Origin of the sequence: Blautia luti, assembly GCF_033096465.1 — a bacterium.
Classification (GTDB): domain Bacteria; phylum Bacillota; class Clostridia; order Lachnospirales; family Lachnospiraceae; genus Blautia_A; species Blautia_A luti.
In genome coordinates this window covers 2317565-2343668 of record NZ_AP028156.1, presented here as the reverse complement: position 1 = coordinate 2343668, position 26104 = coordinate 2317565, and the positions used below count along the sequence as shown (strand labels likewise).

Sequence of the window (26104 nt, the reverse complement as noted above, 5' to 3'; positions counted from 1 at the left end):
AGTATCTGTTTTTCCCGATTTTCTTTATCCAAATATCTTGGACACTCTGTCAAATATATTCTCTGGTTCTTCCAAGCGCATCAAAATAAGCATGCTCATGCATTTGCAGAGATAATCGATACTTTCGAAACTCCTAAATGTCACGGCCTGTGCCTGTTTCCGCTTATAATTTCTCAGAAGCCTTTCCGCTTCGTTATTAGTAGCAGGTATTCGGAGATCATGCAAAAATAGCAGATGATTCCGCATGTATTTCTCCATTCTCAGGAATAAATTATACCCTTCTCTATAATAAGTGTTTGCTGGAATGTCCTCGTATTCCTTTCGGGCAGTTTCCAGTATCTTCAGGTATTGCTTTTCAAACTCGGAAGATTTTTCTGTCTCCGGGGTGTATGGCACCTGGGATTTATTTCGGAAGTGGATCATTTCCTGTATCAGTGAATGCATCTTTTTGTTCCAGGTTCGATCTGGTTCATTTTCGATGCTGGATTTCAGGTATCTCAGCACATGTGCAAGACATTCCTGATGATCTTCCCCATAGTTGTAGAAGGTGATATCATGATCATGGACAAGGACCCCCTGATAATCTTCAGCAACAGTTCCTTTTACACCTTCGTGCCCCTTTTTTCTGCGTGCAAAATAAAGAGCTTTTCCGTCAGGTGTTGCACAGACATATACATAACAGCTCTTTCCGTTCTCTCTGGCATTTGTACAGTCTGTATGCATAACTGGGGAAAGCAGCATATCTGCACAAGCAGACCTGCGCTCAGGCTCAGTTTTTAAAGCAAACTCTTTGCTGAGTTTACTTACCATTCCTTTAGAAATGTTTAATTTTCCACCTGTCAGATCTGACAGGAACTTTCTGCTCTTATCAATAGAAGTACAACAGTCATTGTTCAGGAGAAACAAAAATGCCCGAATGCTGCCATCGTAGTTTACATCATCAACAACACCATCCGGAAATGCAGCATGTACACGTTCGCCCGTTTTACTGTTATAATAAACATCTGCATGATATTCCGTCACATCCAGTATCATACGGATGCTTATCAGCTGTTTTATGATCGTTTTTCCAGTCTTTTTTAAAGCACAGTCTTCAGTTACCGCTTCTGGTGGAGAAAGAAGTATTATAGGATGTGTAGGCTCATGTTTCTTTCGGCTGTGTCCTTTATGACCGGGTTGGGCACCTGGATTTCTGCCTGATTTTTCCCTGCTGTTTGTGATCTTTTTACGCTTAATGGTCTTTGAGGAAGGAATCGATGAGTTTTCATAATCCCGGTTTATCTGTGCACGGAGTTTCAGATTCTTTCCCTGTTCTTCTTCCAGTCTGGCAGCTGTTTCGTAAAACTGAATCCGGAGTTCTTTTACCTTATCCAGTGCATCATCTCTTTGTTTTTCAGCAAGAAGGGCTCGCTTCTCCATCTTCTGAAGTTCCTGGGCTGCTTTTTTCTGCATAGACTCAAACTCCAAGAGCATGTCTTCCAGAACCTGAAACCAGTAGTTACGTACACGGATTGTCTCTTTATGTGCATCTGCTATCGCAGATTCCAGTTTCTGGATTTTATGTTCATAAACCCTGCACTCCTTTTGATGGAGTTCTTTCAGCTGGATATATCTTTCGCCGGATTCCAGTTCTTTATTTCTGGCCTGTACGGTTTTCAGCCGGCACATAAGTGTGATGTAATCATAAGCATCAGGCATATATTTTCCCCCAGCACAGTTATAATCAAATGCCGCTGATTATGTCTGTGATCTTAGAAATATGATCTTCCAGATATTCGATCAATTCTTTTTGTTTCTGGATAAATTCCTCCTGGATCTCAATCTGTTTGAGATAACCAGCAAGAAGTTCATCGCGTTTCTTAAGCTCTTCTTTTAAATCAATCTCCATGAAGAAACCTCTCTTGTTTTTTGTTAAAAAGAGTATAACAAAAACATAGGAAAAAAGCGAATTACCCCAAATCACCCTTTCGTTAATCTGACAGTGGATAACTATTGGTTTTATAATAAAAAAAGTACTAAGGTAAGTCTTGCGAATTCAAGAAAGGGGGCTCAAAACCAGAATCCGGTGTATAACTTTTCACAAAAAGAACAGCCGGAAAAACTATAAACACAGTTTTTCCAGCTGAAAATGATTATCCACAAAATAAAAAAAATAAATTTCGTCATTTTTTACAATGACTTATACATACCCCTGAACAGTAACGATTTTGAAGTGGGAGCTTCCTGCTCGATTGCCCTTCAGGGCAAAGCTAAAACAGGCTATCCCCGCGTGTCCCGCGGTTCTTTTTTATCCGGTTACGGATCTTTTCTGTGCTATCATGCACATTTTATATATATTCTTTTTCCTTCTTCCAGAATATTGACCGCCGCATTCACATCCCGGTCCATCTGGTTTCCACATTCGCACAGGTATGTCCGTTCTGATAATGCCAGTTCTTTCTTCTTATGTCCGCATACACTGCATATCTTGCTGGATGCAAAATATCTGTCTACTTTTATCAGATATTTTCCACGTTCTTCCAACTTATATCCAAGCATGGAAAGGAACTGACCGTATCCGTTATCCTGTATCCCTTTTCCGAAATGCAGGCCTCCGGCTATTCCCTTCAGGTTCAGATCCTCCACACATACTGCATCATAGTCTTCTGCAAGGCTGTGGCTGAGCTTATGCTGGAAATCCTTCCTCTGGTTCTTTACCTTTTCATGATATAATGCAACCTTTTTCTTCTGTTTCTGATAGTTACGGCTTCCCTTTTCACATCTGGAAAGCTTTCTCTGTTCCCGGGCAAGTTTTTTCTCTGCATTCCGGTAAAACATGGGATATCCGGCCCTTTCACCGGTGGAAAATACACACATTCCATGCATAGCAAAATCAATCCCCAGAAATTTTTCCGCCTGTCTTTTCTCCGCTGTTTGGTTTTCACAGTCGAACAGCAGGCTGGCAAAATATTTTCCGGATGGTTCCCTGCTCACAGTCACTGATTTCAGCTTCCATTCCTCCGGGATCATACGGTGGAGTTTTATTTTTACTGGCTGCATCTTTGGCAGTTTCAGGAACCTGTCCTGCAGACAGATATTCCCATTCACCATATTTGTTGTATAAGATTTCCGCGAGTGCTTTTTTGATTTATAATGCGGAAAGCCCACTCCCGGTTCCTGGGAAAATTTCCGGAAAGCCCCTTCCAGATTTAACTGTACATTCGCCAGCGCAAGAGAATCCACCTCTTTCAGCCATGGATATTCTTTTTTATATCCGGCCGGCGTATTTTTCAGCATCTTTTTTTCTTCCTGATAATAACGGATCTTATCCGCAAGCATCCTGTTATAGAGGAAACGACTGCAGCCGATTGTCTTCTCTATCTGGGTTATCTGTTCTTTATTTGGATAGATCCTTATTTTTACTGCCCGGTTTATCTTTCTCACCCTGACTCTCTATATACTAATGGATTGTTTCAACAGGTGCTATATTTCAAAGATTTCTTTTGCTCTCTTTGACCTCTTATTGTCCATCATCTTTCTGCTATATTTCATAACCATGATCAAATAAAAACACTGAATGAGAATTATTATCTAAACTCATTCTGTACACTTATTTCGACCGGCCCAAAGTCAAGAGCATATTGTTCTTTTCCTATTATAATATATTTATTGTATCAGAACAAGCGTTTTGTGGTTTTTTATGAATTTGAGCAGATATGCTCGAATGTGCAATTCATCCCATCACCTATAGAGGTGAGGGAATTCTTGCTACGATTGTTAAATTCTGGCTGTCAGGAAATAGGATCCAGATATCTGGTTTTCTAAAATTACACGGCAAATAGACCGGCATGTTAAACTATATAAAATGCCAAAGGAGGAACTGCCCTATGAGAAGAAACCAACTTCTGGCTGGGATAATGACAGCACTGACAGCAGTGATGCCAGCTGTCAGCGTATATGTTGATACCGCAGCAGCCAGCGAAATTCTTACTTCAAATGAAACTGTGCAAACTGAAACCAATATTGACAAAACTACAGCATTACAAAATTCCGTAAAATTGATAGACATGCTCTCCACGGAAGCTTCTGGTAAAAACATCATGTTCAGCCCGACAAGCTTGAATTTTGCACTCGGCATGATTGCAGAAGGTGCGAAAGGAGAGACAAAAGAAGTTCTGAGTGCTTATCTGGGAACCAGTGATTTTGCCTCCTATGCAAAGGAGTATCTGGACAAGATTCAGGCATACAATACTGAAGATGAGAGTTACGGATATCAGTCAAAAGTAAAGATAGCAGATGCGGTCTGGGTGGATGATGGGTTAACACTTCAGGAGAAATTCAAGAATACGGTATCGAATAGTTTTGGGGCAGAAGTGGAGGCTGTAGATTTTTCTGCCGCGGAGGAAACATGTGATATCATCAATTCCTGGTGTGACAAAAATACAGAAGGGCTGATCCCGAAGATCGTTACTCCGGATCTGATCAATGACAATACGGGACTGTGCCTGACCAATTCCCTGTATTTTGAATCCGGATGGAGCGGGGAACCTTGGAATGTTTCTGATACAGAAGAAAATTTTGGAAAAATAGAAAAGACAAAATATATGACCTGTACAGGAGACCAGTATTATGAAAATGACAAGTCTACTGCTTTTGGCAGGGATTATGCCAACGGGTTAAGTTTCATAGGGATCCTGCCAAATGATGAAGGTGATTTCACTCTGGAGGATCTGGATATTAGCGGACTCCTGAAATCCAATCCAGAATATGATGCAGTTGACTGCAAGATGCCAAAACTTAACTTTGAAACGAGCACCGTTCTGAACGATATGCTCTCAAATCTGGGGCTGGACAATATATTTTCCAGCAATGCTGATTTCTCCGGTATTGCAGACCACAACGTAAATGTGGATACTATACTACAGAAAACAAAACTGGAGCTGGATGAAAACGGCACGAAGGCAGCTGCAGTGACGGCAGTTACCATGGAGTGTATGTCTGCTGCAGTGGAAGATGAACCGATTATCAAAACCGTGGAGCTTACCCGCCCATTTGCATTTCTGATTTATGACAGAAATAATGATGAAGTCCTGTTCATTGGCAAGGTCATGTCAGTTTCCTGATAAGCCTATACCCACAAAAAACAAAACTTTTACAAAGCAAAACGCGAAGAAACGAAAAAATAAATATGAACAAACCAACAATAAAAAGAGCTACTTAAAGTTGCTCTTTTTATTGTTCAGGCTGTAGACAAACTTGGTGTTGGGTATTATGTCCAGCACCATTTTTAACCTAAAAATCAAGCCGAAATCTGATTATCCCTTGAAAGCACTGTATCCACGGGCATTTCAGACAGGTCAAAACCACCTCATTTACTACGATTTTACTACTGTTGAGTGAGCCTTGATACGCTGAAAGACCACGAAATGTCGAGATATGGGTACAGCACCCGTCAATCGGGGCCTCCGCCCCGTGACCATATAACTGAATATAGACCGGCCATCTGCCGGGGCAACGCCATGGGTAACACAAACCTGTGGCGTTTTTTATGCCCTGCCGGGGGCACGCAAAACTGTATGAAAACGGGTGGGAAATCCCCTTATTTTTCACCTGTGGGCGGCGCAAATGAAGCCGCCCATATTCTTTCCCTCATGGGAGGCCGGGCGGCGATACAGGGGCGCAAACCCAACGGCCAGCTCGGCGCCATCGAGTACACCATCCTGGAGCAGCCCAGACCGCCGGAACCAAAACCGGAAAAACCTGAACGGGAAAATCCAGTCTTGGATAATCCTGAACAGGCTTCTCCTGTCTTGGAAGAACCTGAACAGGAAAACCCCGCACAATTAAATACTAATAGATCAAGTAAAGAAAAAACAAAAAAAGATCTATCAAGTACGGAAGGATCCAATCCTGTCCAATCAATCCCCCCAACCCCCAGGGCTCGGACCGGAAGGGACGGGACCGGATGCGGGAGCGGGAGAGGTATCGATGGCATGGCGGCGGGTCCATGCAAATTCAATGTTGGCGGTCTCCGCGGTGCAGCCGAAGGAGGACACCAGAAGCTTCCCATCCGTCTTGTCTGGATTGCAGATATAAGTCGATGGCCGCTTTCAGCGTTGACTTAATAGGATGCGTCTTTGTAACTGCCATATCTGCTCCAATCTCTCCCGTATCTCCTCCATATCGGCCTGATAAGCAGGGCCCCCGGCGTTCATCCTCTTGGCGATCTGGCTGATGTTCCGGCCGATGGAGCCCAGGGCCTTTGTCATCTCATTGATGTCGGTGGTGTCCACCTGGACGATGTATCCGTCAATCGCCATTTTCCGCAGGTATGCCTCATACCGCTTTGTGGGGAGCTGGGCCATCTTCTCGTCGATGAGCCGCTTCGCGTCCGTTTCTCATAAGGATCTGGAACTATCCCAGCAAGCAATTTTTGTGTTTAGGGGCAGGGGTCCCCCTAAACACAAAATCCGCCAGTGGGTACTCGCTGGCTGTGCTTGCTACCGTAACCCTTCCCTCGTTTTCCCCTCTACTAATACTACAATTCGGAGGCTTGAAAATGGCAAAGAGGTGAATTGAATTTTGATGCAAAAGAAGATATAATTAGTTACAACAAACTTGGAGACCAAGTGGACTTAGGAGGAATACAATGTTCGATATAACCAAAGAAACAGGGGTATACATAATGCTAATGAATGTTTTTGAAGGTATACTGATTCCATTTGTTGAAACAACGCTAGGTGCAGCATGCGTGTTTTTTATGAGAAAAACACTTAGCAAGTTACTGCAATGTGCACTTGCAGGGTTTGCGGCAGGAGCTATGTATATGTCGTGGTTGAAGAACTAATTCCGGAAATGTCTCAGGGACAGCACTCGAATATCGGTACGCTTTTCTTTGCACTTGGATTTAGTTTGATGATGATCTTGGATGTGGCACTGGGGTAAGAGGAGAGGAATGATTCTTATGAGAATATTGATTTATGGTGCTGGTGTGATTGGATCCTTGTATGCGGCTTTATTTGCAGAAGCCGGTTATGATACAAATATTTATGCCAGAGGTAAAAGACTTGAGGCTTTAAGAAATAATGGATTGCAATATAAGAAAAATCAGGAAGTAATAAAGGCAGAGATTAGGATTCTTGGAGAACTACCAAACGATGATATTTATGATTTTGTCTTGCTTACTGTCCGGGAAAATCAGCTGTATGAAGCACTAACTGAATTGAAAAATAATAAAAGTAATACGATTGTTACAATGATAAATTCACTGGACAGTTACAATAAATGGGAAGACATTGTCGGAAAAGGAAGAATATTACCGGCTTTTCCAGGAGCAGGCGGAAGTATAAATGATGATGGTATCCTTGATGCAGCACTTACTCCAAGGTTGATTCAGCCGACAACATTTGCAGAAATATCAGGAAATAAATCCGAAAGAACTAAGCAGTTTTCAGAGATATTGAGGCATGCTCATATACCATACCAGAAAGTAACGGATATGCATCTATGGCAGCTTTGTCATCTTGCTATGGTGGTACCGATTGCAGATGCGTATTATGAATCAGACGATCCGGAGAAAGTAGAAAAAGAATGGAAAATCATGAGGAAAACAGCAGAAAGGCTGAAAAGAAATTTTAATTTTTTGCGAAAACAACAGGGTAAACTGTCACCATGGAAAATGAATATTTTTCGCTTTTTACCCTTGCCATTTTTAGCGAATATGCTGGTAGTTACATTTGGAAGCAGTTTTGGAGATAAATTTATGTATCAACATGCTATGAAGGCACCAGATGAAATGAGGGAATTGCATAAGCAGTTTTATGCTTATATGAAAAAATGAAGAAATGCGAATGCATTGTGTTGTGAGAAAACCTATGGGAAAGGCGATAGGAAATGAAAGATAAGTATCTTAGGGAAACACGAATGGTTGATTTTTCTAATCCGACAATTCAAAAGCTTATTCAAAATATGAAATGGAAGGAAATGGGTGAATTTGAAAGGATTAAGGCAATCTACAACTATGTAAGAGATGATGTTTTATTTGGATATAATATTGATGACGGAATTTCAGCTTCAAAAGTACTTGCAGATGGTTATGGACAATGTAATACAAAAGGAACTTTATTTATGGCACTTTTACGTGCCTGCAATATTCCATGCAGAGTACATGGTTTTACGATTGATAAAAGATTGCAGAAAGGGGCTATGACCGGGTTTGTTTACTGTAATGCTCCAAAAAGTATTTTCCATAGCTGGGTAGAAATTAATTTCGAAAATCAGTGGTACGAACTGGAAGCTTTCATTTTGGATAAAACCTACATAAAGAAGTTACAGGAACAAAATTCGGAATGTACAGGTGCATTTTGCGGTTATGGAGTAGCAGTCAAGGATTTCAGAAATCTCATTATTGAGTTTGATAGGAACAATACTTATATTCAGAGCGAGGGAATCAATCAGGATTTTGGTGTTTATGATTGTCCAGATGAACTGTTGAAGGAACATCATCAAGAAATTTCAGCCTTAAAAGCATTTGCTTATAGACATATTGGAAGACACCTCATGAATCGTAATGTCAGGAAGATTAGAGAACGATAGTTTTAAGCTTTTAGAATTAAAATTAAATTTGGAGGGTAATATGGCAGACAAAATACAAAATGCTTATGAAACATCAAAAAATATATATGACGATGTTCTTACGCAAAGAAATATTTTCAGCAAACTGTATATTAAGTTATTTTGGAGTGGCACTGATGATAATGATATAGCACGAAAAGTTTTATCATATGTTCCTGATGACTTTTCAGGAAATCTTCTTGATGTTCCGGTTGGAACTGCTGTATTTACGGAAAACAAATGGAGTTCTCTGAAAAATGCACATATTACTTGTATTGATTACAGCATGGATATGCTTGAACAAGCCAGAAAAAGACTTGGTAGTCATGCGCATATCAAATGTATTCAGGGGGATGTGGGGAACCTGCAAATGGAGAATGAATCTGTTGATACCGTTGTCAGTATGAATGGTTTTCATGCATTTCCTGATAAGCAAAAAGCATTTTATGAAATAGGGCGTGTTTTGAAACCAGGCGGCGATTTCATTGCCTGTTTTTATATCAGGGGAAAATCGAAACGGACAGATTGGCTGGTAAAAAATATTCTTGCAAAGAAAGGGTGGTTTTCTCCACCGTTTCAGACGGAGAAAGAGCTGAGAGATATCCTTCAAAAACTATATAAAGAAACGGATATCCATGTTGACGGTTCTATGGTATATTTCCGTTGTGTGAAGTAATGCAATGATGCTGGATTTATAATAAAGTTTCAGATAATAAGTCTGGAACTTTATTTTTGTCTAAATGGATTATAGGCAAGATCATTACCTGGATCCTGACAATATTTATGTGCTGTAATATGCTTGTTTCTGCGGTGGCATTGATACGTTATGATCAGCGTGTACAGGGAGTTAAGGCGCAAAATCAGGTAGAACAATGGGTGGATACACGTTTTGACGATGTCAGAATGAAACAGATTTATCCGAAAGCGAAGTCTACACGTTGATCACTAATACCAAAATAATGAAAATATTGAAGGGTTTATATAATAAAAACTCTTGACATTAAACCCTACTTTAATGATATGATTAATCGAAATGGTAAGAAGAATGATCAGGAGGTTAACCACCATGGAAAATAAACTGGAATATTTAAAAGAATACCTCAAAGAACTTGGCAGCGTAGCAGTTGCTTTCTCAAGCGGGGTAGATTCTACATTTTTATTAAAAGTAGCACATGATGTGCTGGGAGATAAAGCAATCGCGATCACAGCACAGTCCTGTTCTTTTCCAAAAAGAGAGCTGAATGAAGCGAAAGCGTTCTGCGAGAAAGAGGGTATTAAGCATGTGATCTGCCAGTCTGAAGAACTGGAGATTGAAGGATTTTCCCAGAACCCGCCGAACAGATGCTACTTATGTAAGAAAGAGCTGTTTGAGAAGATCGGTGACATTGCGAAAGAGAATGGAATTGAATACATTGTAGAGGGTTCCAATATGGATGATAACGGCGACTACAGACCGGGTCTGATCGCGGTAAAGGAACTCGGTGTTAAAAGTCCGTTACGTGAAGCGAAACTGACAAAAGCAGAGATCAGAGAGTATTCCAAAGAACTGGGACTACCGACCTGGGATAAACAGTCTTTTGCCTGTCTGTCTTCCAGATTTGTGTATGGAGAGACCATCAGTGAAGAGAAACTTGGAATGGTTGAGAAAGCAGAGCAGCTTTTACTTGACTATGGATTCCATCAGGTTCGTGTTCGTATTCATGGATTACTTGCAAGGATCGAGATCATGCCGGAGGAATTCCCGAAACTTCTGGAGAAAAATGTCCGTGAGGATATCGCGAAGAAATTTAAGGAGTATGGATTTACTTATGTGACCATGGATATTCTTGGATATCGTATGGGAAGCATGAATGAGACTCTTGAGAAGAAAACATTAGAGTAATAGTGAAAAGTCGAAAATCAATTTTCTACAGAGTTTATAGAAAATTGGGGTATACAATATATCAACGATTATAAAAGTGAACGTAGATGATAAACAAATCAGTTGACAAATATCCGGGATATTATTACACTGATAAATAGAGAAAGGGCTGCTGCATATATTTGTAGCCGCTCTTTTATACTATATGCAGATAGGAAAGACTGCAGGCAGCAGCCTTAAAGGTAAAAGCAAATGACAGTAAAAGAGAGAGTAGCAGCACTTCATGCACGCATGAAAGAGACGGGAATTGACGCATATCTGATTCCTACAGATGATTTTCATGGTTCTGAATATGTAGGAGAGTATTTTAAATGCAGAAAATATATCACCGGATTTAATGGTTCTGCAGGTACCGCAGTGATCATGCAGGATATGGCAGGCTTATGGACAGATGGACGTTATTTTATCCAGGCAGCCAATCAGCTGGAAGGAACAGGAATCACATTATTTAAAATGGGAGAGCCGGAAGTTCCGACAATCCATGAATTTCTGAAAAAGAACCTGACGCAGGGAATGTGTCTGGGATTTGACGGACGTACCATCAGCGCAAAAGAAGCGTCAGAACTGGAGAAAATTCTTGATAAAAACGGTGTATCTCTCAGTGTAGACTATGATCTGGTAGGCGACATATGGGAAAATCGTCCGGCGCTTTCCTGCGAACCTGTTATGGAGCTGGATATTAAATGGACAGGAGAATCCCGTACAGATAAAATTGCAAGGATCCGCAAAGCAATGGAAGAAAAAGAGGCAGATACTTTTGTACTGACTTCTCTGGATGACATTGCATGGCTGTTAAATATCCGAGGCGGAGATGTACATTGCTGTCCGGTTGTATTGTCTTATTTGATAATGACACAGAAAGCAATCAAGCTGTTTGCCAATGAGAAAGCATTTCCAGCAGAAGTTCTGGATGCACTGACAAAGGATGGCGTGACACTTCTTCCATATGACAGTATCTATGAATATGTAAAAACATTTGAAAAAGACATGACAGTGCTTCTCTGCAAACAGAAAGCCAACAGCCGTCTGGTAAGCAATATTCCGGCAGGGGTTAAGATCCTTGATGAAGAGAACCTGACACTTCTTCCGAAAGCGATCAAGAATCCGGTGGAAGTAGAGAATGAGCGTATTGCACATATTAAAGATGGTGTTGCACTTACGAAATTTATCTACTGGCTGAAGAAGAATGTAGGTAAGATCCCGATCACAGAATTAAGTGCAGAAGAGAAACTGTACAGTTTCCGCGCACAGCAGGAGAACTTTATTGACAACAGTTTTGATCCGATTATTTCCTATGGAAAACATGCTGCGATTGTTCATTATTTTGCAACACCGGAAACAGATATTCCGATCGAACCAAGAAGTTTTGTGCTTGCAGATACAGGTGGAAACTATTATGAAGGAACCACAGATACTACACGTACGATCGTGATGGGATCTGTGACGGATGAGGAGAAGAAATTCTTTACTGCAGTTTTACGTGGTATGCTGAATCTGGGAAATGCGAAGTTCCGTTATGGATGCACAGGTGCAAACCTGGATTGTCTGGCGCGTGGTCCTCTGTGGGAACTGGGAAAGGATTTCAATCATGGAACAGGACATGGAGTTGGCTATCTGCTGAATGTTCATGAAGGACCAAATAACTTCCGCTGGAAAATTGTTCCGGGAAATACGGCAGTTCTGGAAGAGGGTATGATCACATCGGATGAGCCTGGATATTATGTTGAGGATGGATTTGGAATCCGCCATGAGAATATGATCGTATGCAAAAAAGCTGAAAAAACAGAATATGGTCAGTTTATGTACTTTGAATTCCTGACTATGGTACCATTTGACCTTGATGCCGTAGTTCCGGAACAGATGACTGCACATGAGAGAGAACTCCTTAATAACTATCATGCACAGGTATACGAAAAGATTTCTCCGTATCTGGATGAAGATGAGAGAGTATGGCTGAAAGAAGCTACAAGAACAATCTGATCAACCAAATTTGATACTAAGATAAAAAAGAACTGTTGTATTCCGATGAATTCTGTACATCATAGAAGAGATGATGTATGGAATATAGGAATTACAACAGTTCTTTTTTATTGTCTTAATTTAGATCTTAATTAGGTTAAATGCAGTTACTAAATCCTGTTATTCAGAAACTTTAGCAAACTGACTATTGTACAGAGTATGATAGAATCCACCTTTAGCGATTAGTTCATCATGTGTACCCTGTTCAATAATACTTCCATCTTTCATAACAAGAATCAGATCCGCATTACGGATAGTAGAGAGACGATGGGCAACGATAAAGCTTGTTCTTCCCTCCATCATTCGTTCAAATGCTTCCTGAATCTGCAATTCTGTTCTGGTATCAATACTGGAAGTAGCTTCATCCAGAATCAGCATCGGAGGCAGGCAGAGCATAACTCGTGTGATACACAGAAGCTGTTTCTGTCCCTGACTTAAGCTGTCCTCATTGAGCATAGTATCCAGTCCCTTAGAAAGACGCTGGATGAATTCCCAGCTATGTGTAAGTTTTGCTGCTTCAATGATCTCGGTATCTGTAGATTCCGGTTTTCCGATAGAGATATTATCGCGTATAGTTCCGTTCTTGATCCAGGTTTCCTGAAGCACCATACCATAACTGTTTCTGAGAGAATGGCGGGTAATGTTTCTGATTGGCTTGCCGTCAACAGAGATAGATCCGGCATTTACATCATAGAATCTCATCAGGAGGTTGATAAATGTTGATTTACCGCATCCGGTAGGTCCTACGATAGCAACGCGCATACCCGGTTTTACATGAAGATTGAAGTCCTCGATCAGTTTCTTGGATTCATCATAGTGGAAGCATACATTCTTAATAGCTACTTCACCTTTTACATTTTCCAGTGTATCAGAAGCTTCTGCAACTTCCGGTTCTTCCTCCAGCAGATCAAAGATTCTGCCTGCACATGCAAGTGCGTTCTGAAGTTCTGTAACAACGGAACTGATATCATTGAATGGCTTCATATACTGGTTGGCATAGGAGAGGAGTACGGAAAGTCCTCCGACTGTCAGCTTGCCGCCAGGAATAATGAAAGCACCGACCAGTGCCACACATGCGTAGATCACATTGTTTACGAAACGTGTGGATGGGTTAGTCAGACTGCTGTAAAAAACAGCTTTCTGGCTGCAGTCCTGTAATTCTTCATTAAGCTTTGCGAAACGTTCAGAAGATTTATCCTCATATCCAAAAGCCTGAACAACTTTCTGGTTTCCAATCATTTCTTCGATAAGTGCAGTCTGACGTCCACGAGCCTCACTCTGCTTTCTGAACATCTGGAAGGTATGAGAGGAAATAAATTTCGCTACCAGGAAGCTTAATGGTGTCAGGACAATGACCATCAGTGTGATCCAGAAGTTCTTGGAGAACATGAAGATCAGAGTTCCGATGATTGTTACGATTCCTGAGAACAGCTGGGTAAATCCAAGCAACAGACCATCTGAGAGGATATCTGCATCCGCGATCACACGGCTGATAATGTCACCAGTGCTGTGTCCATCAAGGTAGGACAGTGGAAGTTTTTGAATATGGCGGATTGCTTTTGCTCGGATATCTTTTACAGTCTGATAGGTTATACGGTTGTTAATGGCATTCATAAGCCAGGTGGCAACAGAAGATAGAATGACCATTACCAGAATCCGGGACAAATAGTACCACATCATCTCAAAATTAACCTGATGTTCAGCAACAATCTGGTCGATTGCATTACCGAACAGGATCGGTACATATAACTGCAGGATTACGGAGATTGCTGCCAGTACGATACTGAGGATCAGCAGAAAACGGTATCTTCCGATGAAATGAAGTACCTTGAAAAAGGTTTCTGAACTTTTTCCTTTTGCTGAATCGTTTGATGCTACTTTGCTCATACTGTCACCTCCGTTATTTTACCACCTGCAGGTGCAGAGGCGTATTTTGCTCTCTCTTCAGGGAATTGAGAGAAGTAGATCTCACGGTATGTTTCGCAGGTCTGCAATAACTCAGCATGTGTTCCTTTGCCTGCCAGATTCCCATTGTCAAGGACAAGGATCAGATCTGCCTGCTGGATACTGGAAGAACGCTGGGATACCAGGAATGTGGTTGCGTTCCAGTCAAGTCTGTTGAGAGATTTACGCAGCGCAGCGTCTGTTGCAAAGTCAAGTGCGCTGGCGCTGTCATCCAGGATCAGGATTTCAGGTTTCTTTACCAGTGCACGGGCAATCGTGAGTCGCTGTTTCTGACCGCCGGAGAGATTCTTTCCGTTCTGTTCCAGCTCAAAATCAAGCTGTCTTGGTTTCCCCTCTACCACTTCTTTTCCCTGGGCAGTAGTAAGTGCCTGCCAGAGATCTTCGTCTGTGGCATCTTCACATCCCCATTTCATGTTGTCACGGATCGTGCCTTTGAAGAGGGCTGCTTTCTGCGGAACAACACCGATTCTGGAACGGAGGTCATTTCTTTTATAGTTCTCGATGTTCTGACCATTCAGAAGTACAGTTCCTTTGGTTACATCGTAGAATCTGGAGATCAGATTGACCAGAGTGGTTTTACCGCTTCCTGTACCTCCGATGATACCAACTGTCTGACCTTTCTTAACAGAGAAGCTGATATGTGAAAGACTTGGTGCGCCGGCTCCGCTGTATTCGAAGGTAACATCATCAAATACAACTGCATCATCAGAAGAAGCAGCAGAAACAGCAGTAGCTGCCGGATAATCCATAGTAGATTTTACTTTCAGGATATCTGCCACACGTCCTGCGCATGCTGCGGATTTGTTTAAGGTAATGATCAGGGATGCAAGTTTGATCAGTTCTACGATCATCTGAGCCATGTAGTTGTACAGGGCAACAACCTGTCCCTGATGCATACTGCCTAAGTTTACTTCAACGCCGGCTTTCTGGATCAGGATAACGGTTGCAATGTTGATCAGTACATAAGTAACAGGATTTAATAAAGCAGAAAGTCTTCCGACAAAGAGGTTTAACTTTGTCAGTTCATCATTGCGGGTATCAAATTCCTGAACTGCTTCTTTCTCACGGCAGAATGCACGGATTACACGTACACCTGTCAGGTTCTGTCTTGTCAGTCCTGTAACAGTATCCAGTTTTCCCTGTACCTTCTTAAACAGTGGTATACTGAGGAACATGATGACAAAGACAACCAGAAACAGAAACGGGATGGCGACGGCGAATACCAGTGCACATTTGAAGTCAATGGTAAATGCCATGACCATAGATCCCAGTACGATGAACGGGCTTCGAAGAAGAAGACGAAGTCCCATATTCAGACCGTTCTGAACCTGGTTGATATCATCGGTAAGTCTGGTGATCAGTGTATCTGTTCCGAGAGTGTCGAGCTCTGTGAAAGACAGATGCTGTACGTGATCGTAAACGGCCTGTCTTAATTTGGTAGCAAAACCTACGCTGGCTTTTGCTGCGAAGAACTGAGCCGTAAAACTGCAGGTAAGACCAAAGGCTGCCATTAAAATAAGCAGAAAAAATCTCTGGACGATGTATCCATTGTTATGGTTGGCGATACCAACATCAATGATCTGTGCAATGATGATCGGCACGATCAGATCGAATACAACTTCCAGAAATTTAAAAAATGGCGCCAGAATGCTTTCTGTTTTGTAGTCCTTTAAATAAACTGCTAATGAACGCACTTTTTTTAAATTCCTTCCTTTCTTTATTTTACTGATATCTACGAATTGTTCCGCTGCGAAAGCAGCTCTTACAATTCTACAAACATTCGGAATCCGCTGATTTACTTCGTAAATCGCTACTTCCTTATGTTTGGCGGGTCCCAAGTTCAAAAGTCTTATCATGCAAGCATGAACGATTTTCTGACCTTTTGACACTGCTATCCTATATTATTAATTTTTCCATTCGTGAAAAATAATACATTCAAAAGTGTATCATTTGAAACTTTTTTGTCAAGAAGAATGTATAAAAACGGGTAATTTTTGGAAAAGATTTTGCTTGACTTCGAAAAAAGATATCACTAAAATATTCCATAGCGTTGTTTTATTTTGAATATCAAATATTATAATGAAAATGATTTCTTTGTATGAAAATGATGCGCCGAAAACTGATAAATTATTATTACCATAATGAGGAAGAAAATTATGCAGATTATCGAGACATTTGGTCATTATGTGGAAAATTTGACTAACACAAAGCCGGAGAATGCCCGCTGGCTGTTAAAAACGGGCTGGGATGCGCAGAATCTGAAGTTTCGCTTTATGCAGGATAAAAGACTGATGCCTGCAGACAGACATCTTGCAAATCTGATGATGGACACCATGCTGCGTCCGCTTCAGAAACCGGAGGATTCTGTTATTGTAAGTATTTTTACACCCTGCGAAATGATGGAGGAAGTAGGATTACATCCTTATAATGTAGAGGGATTTTCCTGCTATCTTTCTGCAAGTAAAGCAGAGAGAGCATTTCTGCAGCAGGCAGAAAATCAGGGAATTGCAGAGACATTGTGCAGTTATCACAAGACATTCCTTGGCGCAGCGCAGAAAGGATTGCTTCCGAAGCCGAAATGTATTGTTTATACTAATTTAACCTGCGATGCTAATCTGTTGACTTTTCGTACACTTGCTGATTTTTACCAGGTACCTGCATTTGCTATTGACGTACCGTGGCAGCCGAATGAGGAGAATGTACAGTACGTAGCAGATCAGTTAAAAGAACTGAAAATATTTCTGGAAAAGCATACAGGAAAAACAATTTCTGAGGATGCGTTGAAGAACCGTCTTGCATGCAGCAAGCGGACTCTGGAGAATTATAAAAAATACCAGCAGATGCGTGCGGACAGATATGTACCGTCAGATCTGGTTACGCCGCTGTATGCGGGAATGACAAATAATATCCTGCTTGGAACCGAAGAAGAGGAGAAATATACCCAGATGCTTCTTGAGGATATTAAGAAAGCACCTGCAGCAAAGGGCAAGCATATTTACTGGATGCATACCATTCCGTTCTGGTCTGATGCAGTAAAACAGGAACTTTGCTTCAGTGAGAAAGCCCAGATCGTGGGCTGTGAACTTGCAGAAACCTGTGAGCCGGATTTTGATCCTGAAAAACCGTTTGAAGCTATGGCAAGAAGAATGGTATATCATTCGCTGAATGGAAGTGCATTGAGAAGAATCGAAGCTGGAATTCGTCATGCAAAACAGGCAGGTGCTGATGGTGCGGTGTGGTTTGGACATTGGGGCTGTAAGCATACCCTTGGTGCTGCCCAGCTTGCAAAGAAAAAATTCGAAGAAGTCGGTCTGCCACTTCTGATCCTGGACGGTGACGGCTGTGACAGAAGCCATGGAGGAGATGGGCAGACATCCACCAGACTGGGAGCTTTTCTGGAAATGCTGGGAGGTGCAGAAAATGAATAAAACATATTATGTCTGTAAATATACCCCGATCGAGCTTCTGGAATCTCTTGGCGGGGAATGCGAGAACTTTAACCATATGCCGGATGGCTTTGACCTGGCAGATCAGGTTTCTCATCCGAATATCTGTGGATTTGGAAAAACACTTCTGGAAGGAGTCATGGAAGGAAAGATTAAGGAGCTTGTTCTGGTAAGCTGCTGTGATACGATCCGGAGTGTGTATGATATTCTTCTGGAAAGTGGAAAGCTGGATTTTCTGTATATTCTGGATGTGCTTCACTGTGACAGTGCCTGCAGCAGGGAACGAATGGCAGTACAGCTGAAAGGTCTGGCAAAGGCTTATGCAAAGTATAAAGGCACGGAGTTTGATGCGGATAAATTCCGGGCAGCTTTTCATGCACCTGAGAAGATTACGAAACCGCATATTGCTGTGCTTGGAGCCAGAATGGGACAGGAATTATATGAAATGACCAGTAAAGCAATACCTCTTCCCGTGGAGAATGATACCTGTGTACATAACCGTTCTGTAGGAAATGTGCTTCCACCGGAGAACGCTTCCTTTGATGAACTGATGGACTGGTATGCAGGGGAGATCCTGGGACAGATCCCATGTATGCGTATGATGGATCCGACAGGCCGTAAGAAACTTTATAATGATCCGTCTGTTGCGGGAATTATCTATCATACTGTAAAGTTCTGTGATTTCTATAGTTTTGAATATGCAGATATCAAGAATCATACAGATGTACCTCTTTTAAAGATTGAATCAGATTATACCATTCAAAGCAGCGGTCAGCTTCTTACCAGACTGGAAGCTTTTGCAGAGAGTATCCAGCCTGATACACTGGAGCAGACCATAGAGGGAGACACAAAAGGAGAGAAAAAAATGGGAAAAGGCTATTTCGCAGGAATTGACAGCGGTTCTACCAGTACAGATGTGGTTATTTTAAATAAAGAACATGAGATTGTTACCAGCATTATTCTGCCTACAGGTGCAGGGGCTGCCATTGGTGCGGACCGTGCACTGGCAGAAGCGTTAAAGCAGGCTGATCTGCAGAGAGAAGATATTGACGCGCTGGTCACTACTGGATACGGACGTACTGCTATTAAGAGTGGTGATAAGAGTATCACAGAGATTACCTGTCATGCCAGAGGTGCACACTTCCTGAATCCGGAAGTCCGTACAGTCATTGATATCGGCGGACAGGATAGTAAGGTCATCCGTCTGGATGAGAATGGTGCAGTTGCAAACTTTGTCATGAATGATAAATGTGCGGCAGGTACCGGACGATTCCTGGAAATGATGGCACGTACCATGGAAATGAGTCTGGATCAGATGAGTGAATGTGGTCTGGAATTTAAAGAGGATATTACTATTTCCAGTATGTGTACTGTTTTTGCGGAATCTGAGGTTGTATCTCTGATCGCACAGAATAAAGCGACAGATGATATCGTCCATGGACTGAATAAAGCGGTAGCTGTAAAGACTGCAGCTCTTACCAGACGTGTAGGCGGCGAGGAGAAATTCATGATGACAGGTGGCGTATCCAAGAACAAAGGTCTGGTAAAAACTCTGGAAGAAAAGCTTGGAACAAAACTGGTGATCAGTGATAAGGCACAGCTTTGCGGTGCGCTTGGTGCAGCGTTGTTTGCTGTTGATATGGTGAATGCGTAACAATTATTTTTTTAAATATCCCGGGATTTTGGAAAACTGAAATCCCGGGAATTTTATATTTTTTTATAAAAATTTAAATTTCTATTGACGAGTTCAAAATTAAGAGATATAGTATATCGCAGTAACAGCAAATTAACGAGGTGAAGTTTGCAGGAAAGTGGAAGCCACACAAAGAGGCTATACCCGCCGAAGGAGTAAAACTCTCAGGTTCCCTGGACGCAGGGAAGAACTGCAAATGGATCGTTTCTCTGGAGACACCCGTTAGATCGGGGGCCGAAGGTGCAAATAACATGGATGATCTATAACCGCCGACAAATGGTTATACGACCCGTGTCTTGAATCTCTCAGGCAAAAGGACAGAGGATGCTTTATCATCCCCGCTGATTCATATGAAAGATATGAACAGTATTTTCTGAACTTTCTAATTTTTGAAACGGTCTGTTATTACTTTGTTTCCCAGCTGTACAATATATTACACTTTTTAAAAGAAAAAGGAGATTTATTATTATGTGGGAAGCGATCAATTCATTTTTATCTACTGTAGACAATCTCGTCTGGGGTGTGCCCCTTATGGCCTTGATCATGGCAGGTGGTATTTTGTTAACTGTCAGACTTGGACTTCTTCAGATGAGAAGACTCCCTCTTGCACTGAAATGGATGTTTAAGAACGAAGAAGAAGGCGACGGTGAGATTTCCAGTTTCGCAGCTTTATGTACAGCATTGAGTGCGACCATCGGTACCGGTAATATCGTCGGTGTTGCAACTGCTGTCTGTGCAGGTGGTCCGGGAGCATTATTTTGGATGATCCTTGCAGCATTCTTTGGAATGGCAACGAAATATTCCGAAGGTCTTCTGGCAGTTAAATACCGTGTGGTAGCAGAAGATGGTCACAGCCTTGGCGGTCCTTTCTATTATATTGAAAAAGGTATGGGAGTGAAATGGAAATGGCTTGCAAAGATTTTTGCATTCTTTGGTGTATGTGTAGGCCTTTTCGGAATCGGTACTTTCAGTCAGGTAAATGGTATTTCCAGTGCAGTTCAGAACTTTTTTGATCCAAACAAATCAAACTGCGTAAATATCCCGTTCCTTGGAGAATATTCCTGGGCAGTTGTAATTTCCTCCCTGATCCTTGCAGCATGTGTTGCAGCGATCCTGATCGGAGGTCTGAAACGAATCGCAACAGTCAGCCAGATCATTGTACCGTTTATGGCAGTTATCTATCTGATCTTCAGTATTACACTGATCATTTTAAATATTACAGAAATCCCGGCAGCTATTGTAACAGTTGTAAAAGGAGCCTTTAATCCGTCAGCTATTACTGGTGGCGTGGTAGGTTCTATGATCGTTGCCATGCAGAAGGGTGTTGCACGTGGTATCTTCTCAAATGAAGCTGGTCTTGGTAGTGCACCAATCGCAGCGGCAGCAGCTCAGACAAAAGAGCCTGTACGTCAGGGACTTGTAAGTATGACAGGTACATTCATTGATACTATCGTAATCTGTACAATGACAGGTCTTTCCATTGTACTGACAGGTGCATGGCAGGTAGAAGGTATAGAAGGTGTGCAGGTAACTACTTATGCATTCCAGCACGGACTTCCATTTCCTGGACAGGTTTCCGCATTTGTATTAATGATCTGTCTGGTATTCTTCGCATTCACGACAATCCTTGGATGGGATTACTACAGTGAAAGATGCCTGGAATATCTGACACATGGACATAAAAAAACAATCCTTACATATCGCTGGCTTTACATTCTTGCAGTATTTATCGGACCGTACATGACCGTAAGTGCAGTATGGACTATCGCAGATATCTTCAACGGACTGATGGCAATTCCGAATATGATCGCACTGTTTGCACTGAGCGGTGTGATTGTAAAAGAAACAAAGACATTCTTTGATGCAAAGAAGCACAAAATGTAAAGAATTATAAAACGTAATAAAATAATGGAAAACAGAGAATCCTCTGATTGTGGAGTTAATATCCCGGTCAGAGGATTTTTTTCTGCCTGGATATAATCTGGCTATGGACAGATGGCGAATACAGGTTGTGAATATCCGTCAGCCTTGCAGGCAATGATTGACGTATGATAAGAAATGACTGAGTTTGGATGAAATGGAAAATAATGAGTGATTTTTGTGCAATCTCAACCAAAATCACTCATGAATTTTATGAATTAGTATGATTGACTTTGAACGAATATGACAGTATACTAAGACCATAAACAAAAAACAGTCACGAACATGCAGATAAAGCATGACAAATATAAATGGGAGGGAAAGATGAGATGATCTACACAGTAACTTTTAATCCGTCTCTGGACTATATCGTTTCCGTAGATGATTTTAAACTGGGACTGACAAACAGAACAAGCTCAGAGCTGATGCTTCCGGGTGGAAAAGGAATCAATGTTTCCACAGTTTTGATGAATCTGGGAATTGAGAATACAGCGCTTGGATTTACCGCAGGATTTGTTGGAGAAGAGATTATCCGCAGATTACAGGAGATGGGGGTGAAATCCGATTTCATCCAGATCAGTGAGGGAGTTTCCAGAATCAATGTGAAGCTGAAATCTATCGATGGAACCGAGATCAACGGAGCGGGTCCGGTGATCAGCAGAGATAAAGTAGAGGAGCTGATGAAGAAACTGGATGAGCTTGGAGAGGGCGATGTACTTTTCCTGGCAGGCAGCATTCCATCTTCCATGCCGGATGACATGTATGAACAGATTATGGCAAGACTGGATGGAAAAGGTGTGATGATCGTTGTTGATGCGACAAAAGATCTGCTGGTCAATGTCCTGAAATATCATCCATTCCTAGTAAAACCAAATAACCATGAGCTGGGAGAAATCTTTGGTGCAGAATTAAAGACAAGAGAAGATGTGATCCCATACGGAAAGAAACTTCAGGGAAAAGGTGCAAGAAACGTCCTGATCTCCATGGCAGGCGAAGGTGCAGTTCTGGTAGCAGAGGATGGACAGGTATTTAAAGAACCTGCTCCGAAAGGTAGACTTGTAAATGGTGTAGGTGCCGGAGATTCCATGGTAGCCGGTTTCGTAGCCGGATGGATGGAGAAGAAAGATTATGAGTATGCTTTTCATATGGGAATCGCAGCAGGAAGCGCAAGCGCATTTTCCGAGAATCTTGCTACAGAAGAAGAGATTAAAGCAGTTTACCGCCAGGTAACTGAAAAATAAAAGGAGGAGAATGGGATGAGAATTACAGATCTTCTTGACAGACGGAGCGTATCGCTGACCGCAGCTCCGAAGACAAAGTCAGAAACCCTGGATATGGCAATTGATCTCATGGTAAAGAGTGATAAGATCAGCGACCGTGAAGCCTATCGCAAACAGGTATATTTGAGAGAAGAAGAGAGCACTACGGGTATTGGCGATGGAATTGCCATTCCTCATGGTAAATGTGATGCAGTTAAGAAACCGGGACTTGCAGCAATGGTCATCAAGAACGGTGTGGAGTTCGAGGCATTGGATGATGAGCCTGTAACCTTATTATTTCTGATCGCAGCTCCGAATACAGAGGACAACATTCACCTGGATGTGCTCAGCAAGCTCTCCGTAATGCTGATGGATGAAGAATTTACAGAATCTCTTCGCAATGCATCCTCTGTAGATGAATTCATGGATATCATTGACAGAGCAGACAGTGAAAAGAAAGATATTGATGAGAGACTCGCAGATACCGGATCGACAGAAGGAACACAGGCAAAGATCCTTGCGGTTACTTCCTGTCCGACTGGTATCGCACATACTTACATGGCGGCGGAAGGAATTGAGAAAGCTGCAAAAGCAAAGAACTGTTTTGTCAAGATTGAGACACGAGGATCCGGCGGAGCAAAGAATGTACTGACGGATCAGGAGATTGCAGATGCTGACTGTATTATTGTTGCAGCAGATGCCAAGGTTCCGATGGAACGTTTTGACGGCAAGAAAGTGATCGAGTGTCAGGTATCAGACGGAATCAGCAAAGCTGACCAGCTCATCGAGAGAGCAATCAACGGGGATGCACCGGTCTACCACGCTGCAGCCGGTTCTCAGTCATCTGCTTCCAGTGCCAGGTCCGGCGGAAACGTAGGTCATAAAATCTATACACAGCTGATGAACGGTGTATCCCATATGCTTCCATTGGTTGTAGGCGGTGGTATTCTGATCGCGATCGCATTCCTGATCGATGGATTAAGCGTAGACTTAAGCGCACTTCCGGCAGACCAGAGAGCAAACTTTGGTACCATTACTCCGGCAGCAGCGTTGTTCAAGAACATTGGTGATACAGCATTTGGTTTTATGCTTCCGATCCTTGCAGGATTTATCGCCATGGCAATCGGTGACAGGCCTGCACTTGCACTTGGTCTTGTTGGCGGTATGATGGCAGCAAACGGCAAATCCGGTTTCCTTGGAGCTCTGATCGCAGGTTTTGCTGCAGGATATATTATTTTTGGACTTCGTAAAGTATGTGACAAACTTCCGGAAGCATTAGAGAAAATAGCACCTGTTCTGATCTATCCTGTAGTGGGAATCCTTGTTATGGGACTCTTAATGATATTTATTGTAGAACCGATCATGGGCGGTATCAACACAGGTCTGAACAATGCCTTGACAGGAATGGGAAGTTCTAGTAAAGTGATTTTGGGTATAGTGCTTGGCGGAATGATGGCCATTGATATGGGCGGTCCGTTTAACAAAGCAGCATATGTATTTGGAACAGCAGCAATTGCAGCTGGCAACTATGATATTATGGCAGCAGTTATGATCGGAGGTATGACACCACCTTGCGCGATCGCACTTGCAACATTGTTGTTTAAGGATAAGTTTACAAAAGAAGAGAGAGACGCAGGTCCTACAAACTTCATCATGGGTCTTGCATTTATCACAGAGGGTGCGATCCCATTTGCAGCATCTGATCCGCTTCGTGTACTTCCGTCCTGTATCATTGGATCAGCGGCAGCGGGAGCGATTTCTATGGCTTTCAACTGTACACTGATGGCACCACATGGTGGAATTTTCGTATTCCCTGTTGTTGGAAATGCAGTCATGTATCTTGTGGCGCTGGTTGTGGGAACAGTAATTTCCGCAGTTATGCTTGGTCTGTTAAAGAAGAAAGTAGCATAAGCAGTAAAGTATGGTAGTCATTTGGCTTGATTACTGCTGACATAAAGAATCAGCAGATAAAATATAAGAATTAAGAAAAAATAAAGAACATGGAGGATATCAAAATGAAAGAATTTAAGTATGTGATCACAGACAACGAAGGAATTCACGCACGTCCTGCAGGAGAACTTGTAAAACTGGTAAAAGGTTTTGAGTCCAAAATCTCAATCGAAAAAGAAGGCAAGAAAGTAGACTGCAGAAAACTTCTTGCACTGATGGGACTTGGCGTTAAGAAAGGCCATGAAGTAACATTTACAATCGAAGGTGCTGATGAAGAAGCAGCATATGAAACAGTAAGCAAATTCATGCATGAGAATCTGTAATTCACGGAATTAAATATAAGAAGCTAACGGACAGGAGATGATGCATTCATCTCCTGTTTCTGTTATAATGAGATATACAGGTGCAGTGTGCCGGTGACACACGTTTTGCCTGACTGTAGTGGAACAAAGATTGCGGAAGTTGCGTAACAACGGAGCAATTCGTAGATATCAGAGTAAATATACAATGGAGGCAGAAATATATGCTGACAGAACAGAGATATGACATTATTTTGAAGCTTCTGGAAGAAAGAAAAAGTATTACCGTAACAGAATTGAGAGAACTTCTGGACGCATCAGAATCCACAGTGCGAAGAGACATCACTGCACTGGACAAAGTGGGAAAACTTACCAAAGTTTTCGGTGGTGCAGTAGCGTTAAATCATAAAGTAACTGCCTATGAACCGACCGTAGCGCAGAAATCAGAATTAAATAAAGAAGAAAAGAAGAAAATAGCAAAATATGCAGCCAGTCTGATCACACCGGATGATTTTGTTTACCTGGATGCAGGAACCACCACCGGTCTGATGCTGGAATATCTGGAAGGGACAGGAGCTGCTTTTGTCACAAATGCAGTATCCCACGCCCAGACTCTGGCAAAGATGGGAATTCACGTTTATTTGATCGGAGGGGAACTGAAGAGTTCTACAGAAGCAGTTGTGGGCAGCCAGGCAATGCAGATGATCCAGATGTATCATTTCACAAAAGGCTTCTTCGGAACTAACGGAATCACCAGAAGAGAGGGATTTACCACACCGGACACCAATGAAGCAATCGTCAAGAGTACAGCAATAAAACAGTGTAAAGATGTCTATATCCTTGCAGATGAAGCTAAATTCGGTCAGGTAAGCTCCGTAACTTTCGGCGAATTCCGGGATGCCCGGATCCTGACAGAAGAGATTCCGGAGGAATATCAGGAGAGCAGAAATATCCTGAAGGTAAAATAATTCACGGAAAAAGTGTTGGGAGCCAGGCCTGGAAGACTGGCTCCTTTTTTGGTGAATACTGGAGGTGGAACA

The 26104-nt window shown here is 42.1% G+C and carries 20 protein-coding genes, 2 pseudogenes and 2 riboswitches; of the genes and pseudogenes, 15 read left to right on the top strand and 7 right to left on the bottom strand.

The features are described from left to right. Positions 1-24: 24 nt before the first annotated feature. From R8695_RS10835 to R8695_RS10825, 3 genes are all read right to left on the bottom strand, one after another. Complete coding sequence (locus R8695_RS10835) at positions 25-1698, bottom strand: IS66 family transposase (RefSeq protein WP_154780496.1); 1674 nt, start codon at positions 1696-1698, stop codon at positions 25-27. Positions 1699-1723: 25 nt separating this feature from the next. Next, entirely contained in the window at positions 1724-1888 is a 165-nt protein-coding gene (locus tag R8695_RS10830; RefSeq protein WP_167515477.1) for a hypothetical protein, read from the bottom strand. 428 nt (positions 1889-2316) lie between these two features. Beyond that, the gene (locus tag R8695_RS10825) at positions 2317-3423 is read right to left on the bottom strand and encodes an RNA-guided endonuclease TnpB family protein (RefSeq protein ID WP_154780495.1); all 1107 of its coding nucleotides are present in this window, start codon (positions 3421-3423) and stop codon (positions 2317-2319) included. Positions 3424-3866: 443 nt separating this feature from the next. On the opposite strand from R8695_RS10825, the gene R8695_RS10820 reads away from it, so the two are divergent. Further along, entirely contained in the window at positions 3867-5102 is a 1236-nt protein-coding gene (locus R8695_RS10820) for a serpin family protein (protein ID WP_154780494.1), read from the top strand. Positions 5103-5966: 864 nt separating this feature from the next. Here R8695_RS10820 and R8695_RS10815 read toward each other — a convergent pair. Both R8695_RS10815 and R8695_RS10810 read right to left on the bottom strand, forming a co-directional pair. Further along, positions 5967-6129: pseudogene (locus R8695_RS10815) on the bottom strand (relaxase/mobilization nuclease domain-containing protein); the annotation flags it as partial. Continuing rightward, complete coding sequence (locus R8695_RS10810; protein ID WP_330585177.1) at positions 6090-6356, bottom strand: plasmid mobilization protein; 267 nt, start codon at positions 6354-6356, stop codon at positions 6090-6092. The gene R8695_RS10810 and the pseudogene R8695_RS10815, both read right to left, overlap by 40 nt. A 419-nt stretch (positions 6357-6775) precedes the next feature. On the opposite strand from R8695_RS10810, the pseudogene R8695_RS17705 reads away from it, so the two are divergent. From R8695_RS17705 to R8695_RS10775, 7 genes and pseudogenes are all read left to right on the top strand, one after another. Next, positions 6776-6924, top strand: a pseudogene (locus R8695_RS17705) (ZIP family metal transporter); the annotation flags it as partial. Positions 6925-6943: 19 nt separating this feature from the next. After that, positions 6944-7819 (top strand): ketopantoate reductase family protein, encoded by an 876-nt coding sequence (locus R8695_RS10800; protein ID WP_118508879.1) that lies wholly within the window; start codon positions 6944-6946, stop codon positions 7817-7819. Between the two features lie 53 nt (positions 7820-7872). Then, positions 7873-8574, top strand: a complete 702-nt coding sequence (locus R8695_RS10795) for a transglutaminase-like domain-containing protein (RefSeq protein WP_154780492.1) — start codon at positions 7873-7875, stop codon at positions 8572-8574. Positions 8575-8614: 40 nt separating this feature from the next. Then, complete coding sequence (locus R8695_RS10790; protein ID WP_154780491.1) at positions 8615-9268, top strand: class I SAM-dependent methyltransferase; 654 nt, start codon at positions 8615-8617, stop codon at positions 9266-9268. Between the two features lie 56 nt (positions 9269-9324). Next, positions 9325-9534, top strand: coding sequence for a hypothetical protein (locus R8695_RS10785; protein ID WP_154780490.1), 210 nt, complete (start codon positions 9325-9327; stop codon positions 9532-9534). Positions 9535-9658: 124 nt separating this feature from the next. Then, on the top strand, positions 9659-10474 hold the full coding sequence (gene larE, locus R8695_RS10780) for an ATP-dependent sacrificial sulfur transferase LarE (RefSeq protein ID WP_118508711.1): 816 nt from the start codon (positions 9659-9661) through the stop codon (positions 10472-10474). Between the two features lie 231 nt (positions 10475-10705). After that, on the top strand, positions 10706-12493 hold the full coding sequence (locus tag R8695_RS10775; RefSeq protein WP_154780489.1) for an aminopeptidase P family protein: 1788 nt from the start codon (positions 10706-10708) through the stop codon (positions 12491-12493). A 159-nt stretch (positions 12494-12652) separates the two neighbouring features. Here R8695_RS10775 and R8695_RS10770 read toward each other — a convergent pair whose 3' ends face one another. Continuing rightward, positions 12653-14419, bottom strand: coding sequence for an ABC transporter ATP-binding protein (locus R8695_RS10770; RefSeq protein ID WP_154780488.1), 1767 nt, complete (start codon positions 14417-14419; stop codon positions 12653-12655). Then, the gene (locus R8695_RS10765; RefSeq protein ID WP_167829769.1) at positions 14416-16191 is read right to left on the bottom strand and encodes an ABC transporter ATP-binding protein; all 1776 of its coding nucleotides are present in this window, start codon (positions 16189-16191) and stop codon (positions 14416-14418) included. The genes R8695_RS10770 and R8695_RS10765 overlap by 4 nt, the downstream gene beginning before the upstream one ends. A 462-nt stretch (positions 16192-16653) precedes the next feature. Between R8695_RS10765 and R8695_RS10760 the strand changes: the two genes are divergently transcribed. The 7 genes from R8695_RS10760 (at position 16654) to R8695_RS10730 (ending at position 26032) form a co-directional block, all read left to right on the top strand. Next, a complete protein-coding gene (locus tag R8695_RS10760) occupies positions 16654-17925 on the top strand; it encodes a 2-hydroxyacyl-CoA dehydratase subunit D (RefSeq protein ID WP_154780487.1) in 1272 nt (423 codons plus the stop codon). After that, complete coding sequence (locus R8695_RS10755; protein WP_154780486.1) at positions 17918-19597, top strand: acyl-CoA dehydratase activase; 1680 nt, start codon at positions 17918-17920, stop codon at positions 19595-19597. The genes R8695_RS10760 and R8695_RS10755 overlap by 8 nt, the downstream gene beginning before the upstream one ends. A 140-nt stretch (positions 19598-19737) precedes the next feature. Continuing rightward, a riboswitch (glycine riboswitch) is annotated at positions 19738-19826 on the top strand. Between the two features lie 9 nt (positions 19827-19835). Beyond that, a riboswitch (glycine riboswitch) is annotated at positions 19836-19967 on the top strand. A 137-nt stretch (positions 19968-20104) separates the two neighbouring features. Then, a complete protein-coding gene (locus R8695_RS10750; protein WP_118508717.1) occupies positions 20105-21520 on the top strand; it encodes an alanine/glycine:cation symporter family protein in 1416 nt (471 codons plus the stop codon). Positions 21521-21885: 365 nt separating this feature from the next. Then, complete coding sequence (gene pfkB, locus R8695_RS10745; RefSeq protein ID WP_118508718.1) at positions 21886-22797, top strand: 1-phosphofructokinase; 912 nt, start codon at positions 21886-21888, stop codon at positions 22795-22797. A 15-nt stretch (positions 22798-22812) separates the two neighbouring features. Beyond that, positions 22813-24726 carry a PTS fructose transporter subunit IIABC gene (locus tag R8695_RS10740; RefSeq protein WP_154780485.1) on the top strand — a complete coding sequence of 638 codons (1914 nt, stop codon included), beginning with the start codon at positions 22813-22815 and terminating at the stop codon, positions 24724-24726. A gap of 104 nt (positions 24727-24830) precedes the next feature. Then, positions 24831-25088 (top strand): HPr family phosphocarrier protein, encoded by a 258-nt coding sequence (locus R8695_RS10735; protein WP_154780484.1) that lies wholly within the window; start codon positions 24831-24833, stop codon positions 25086-25088. A 200-nt stretch (positions 25089-25288) separates the two neighbouring features. Further along, positions 25289-26032, top strand: a complete 744-nt coding sequence (locus tag R8695_RS10730) for a DeoR/GlpR family DNA-binding transcription regulator (RefSeq protein ID WP_118508721.1) — start codon at positions 25289-25291, stop codon at positions 26030-26032. Positions 26033-26104: the final 72 nt, after the last annotated feature.

Coding starts and splice junctions, on each gene's coding strand:
- R8695_RS10820 (WP_154780494.1), top strand. CDS start 3,867: ATGAGAAGAAACCAACTTCTGGCTGGGATAATGACAGCACTGACAGCA.
- R8695_RS10790 (WP_154780491.1), top strand. CDS start 8,615: ATGGCAGACAAAATACAAAATGCTTATGAAACATCAAAAAATATATAT.
- R8695_RS10740 (WP_154780485.1), top strand. CDS start 22,813: ATGAGAATTACAGATCTTCTTGACAGACGGAGCGTATCGCTGACCGCA.
- R8695_RS10795 (WP_154780492.1), top strand. CDS start 7,873: ATGAAAGATAAGTATCTTAGGGAAACACGAATGGTTGATTTTTCTAAT.
- R8695_RS10755 (WP_154780486.1), top strand. CDS start 17,918: ATGAATAAAACATATTATGTCTGTAAATATACCCCGATCGAGCTTCTG.
- R8695_RS10735 (WP_154780484.1), top strand. CDS start 24,831: ATGAAAGAATTTAAGTATGTGATCACAGACAACGAAGGAATTCACGCA.
- R8695_RS10830 (WP_167515477.1), bottom strand. CDS start 1,888: ATGGAGATTGATTTAAAAGAAGAGCTTAAGAAACGCGATGAACTTCTT.
- R8695_RS10800 (WP_118508879.1), top strand. CDS start 6,944: ATGAGAATATTGATTTATGGTGCTGGTGTGATTGGATCCTTGTATGCG.
- larE (WP_118508711.1), top strand. CDS start 9,659: ATGGAAAATAAACTGGAATATTTAAAAGAATACCTCAAAGAACTTGGC.
- R8695_RS10760 (WP_154780487.1), top strand. CDS start 16,654: ATGCAGATTATCGAGACATTTGGTCATTATGTGGAAAATTTGACTAAC.
- R8695_RS10775 (WP_154780489.1), top strand. CDS start 10,706: ATGACAGTAAAAGAGAGAGTAGCAGCACTTCATGCACGCATGAAAGAG.
- R8695_RS10835 (WP_154780496.1), bottom strand. CDS start 1,698: ATGCCTGATGCTTATGATTACATCACACTTATGTGCCGGCTGAAAACC.
- R8695_RS10730 (WP_118508721.1), top strand. CDS start 25,289: ATGCTGACAGAACAGAGATATGACATTATTTTGAAGCTTCTGGAAGAA.
- pfkB (WP_118508718.1), top strand. CDS start 21,886: ATGATCTACACAGTAACTTTTAATCCGTCTCTGGACTATATCGTTTCC.
- R8695_RS10750 (WP_118508717.1), top strand. CDS start 20,105: ATGTGGGAAGCGATCAATTCATTTTTATCTACTGTAGACAATCTCGTC.
- R8695_RS10770 (WP_154780488.1), bottom strand. CDS start 14,419: ATGAGCAAAGTAGCATCAAACGATTCAGCAAAAGGAAAAAGTTCAGAA.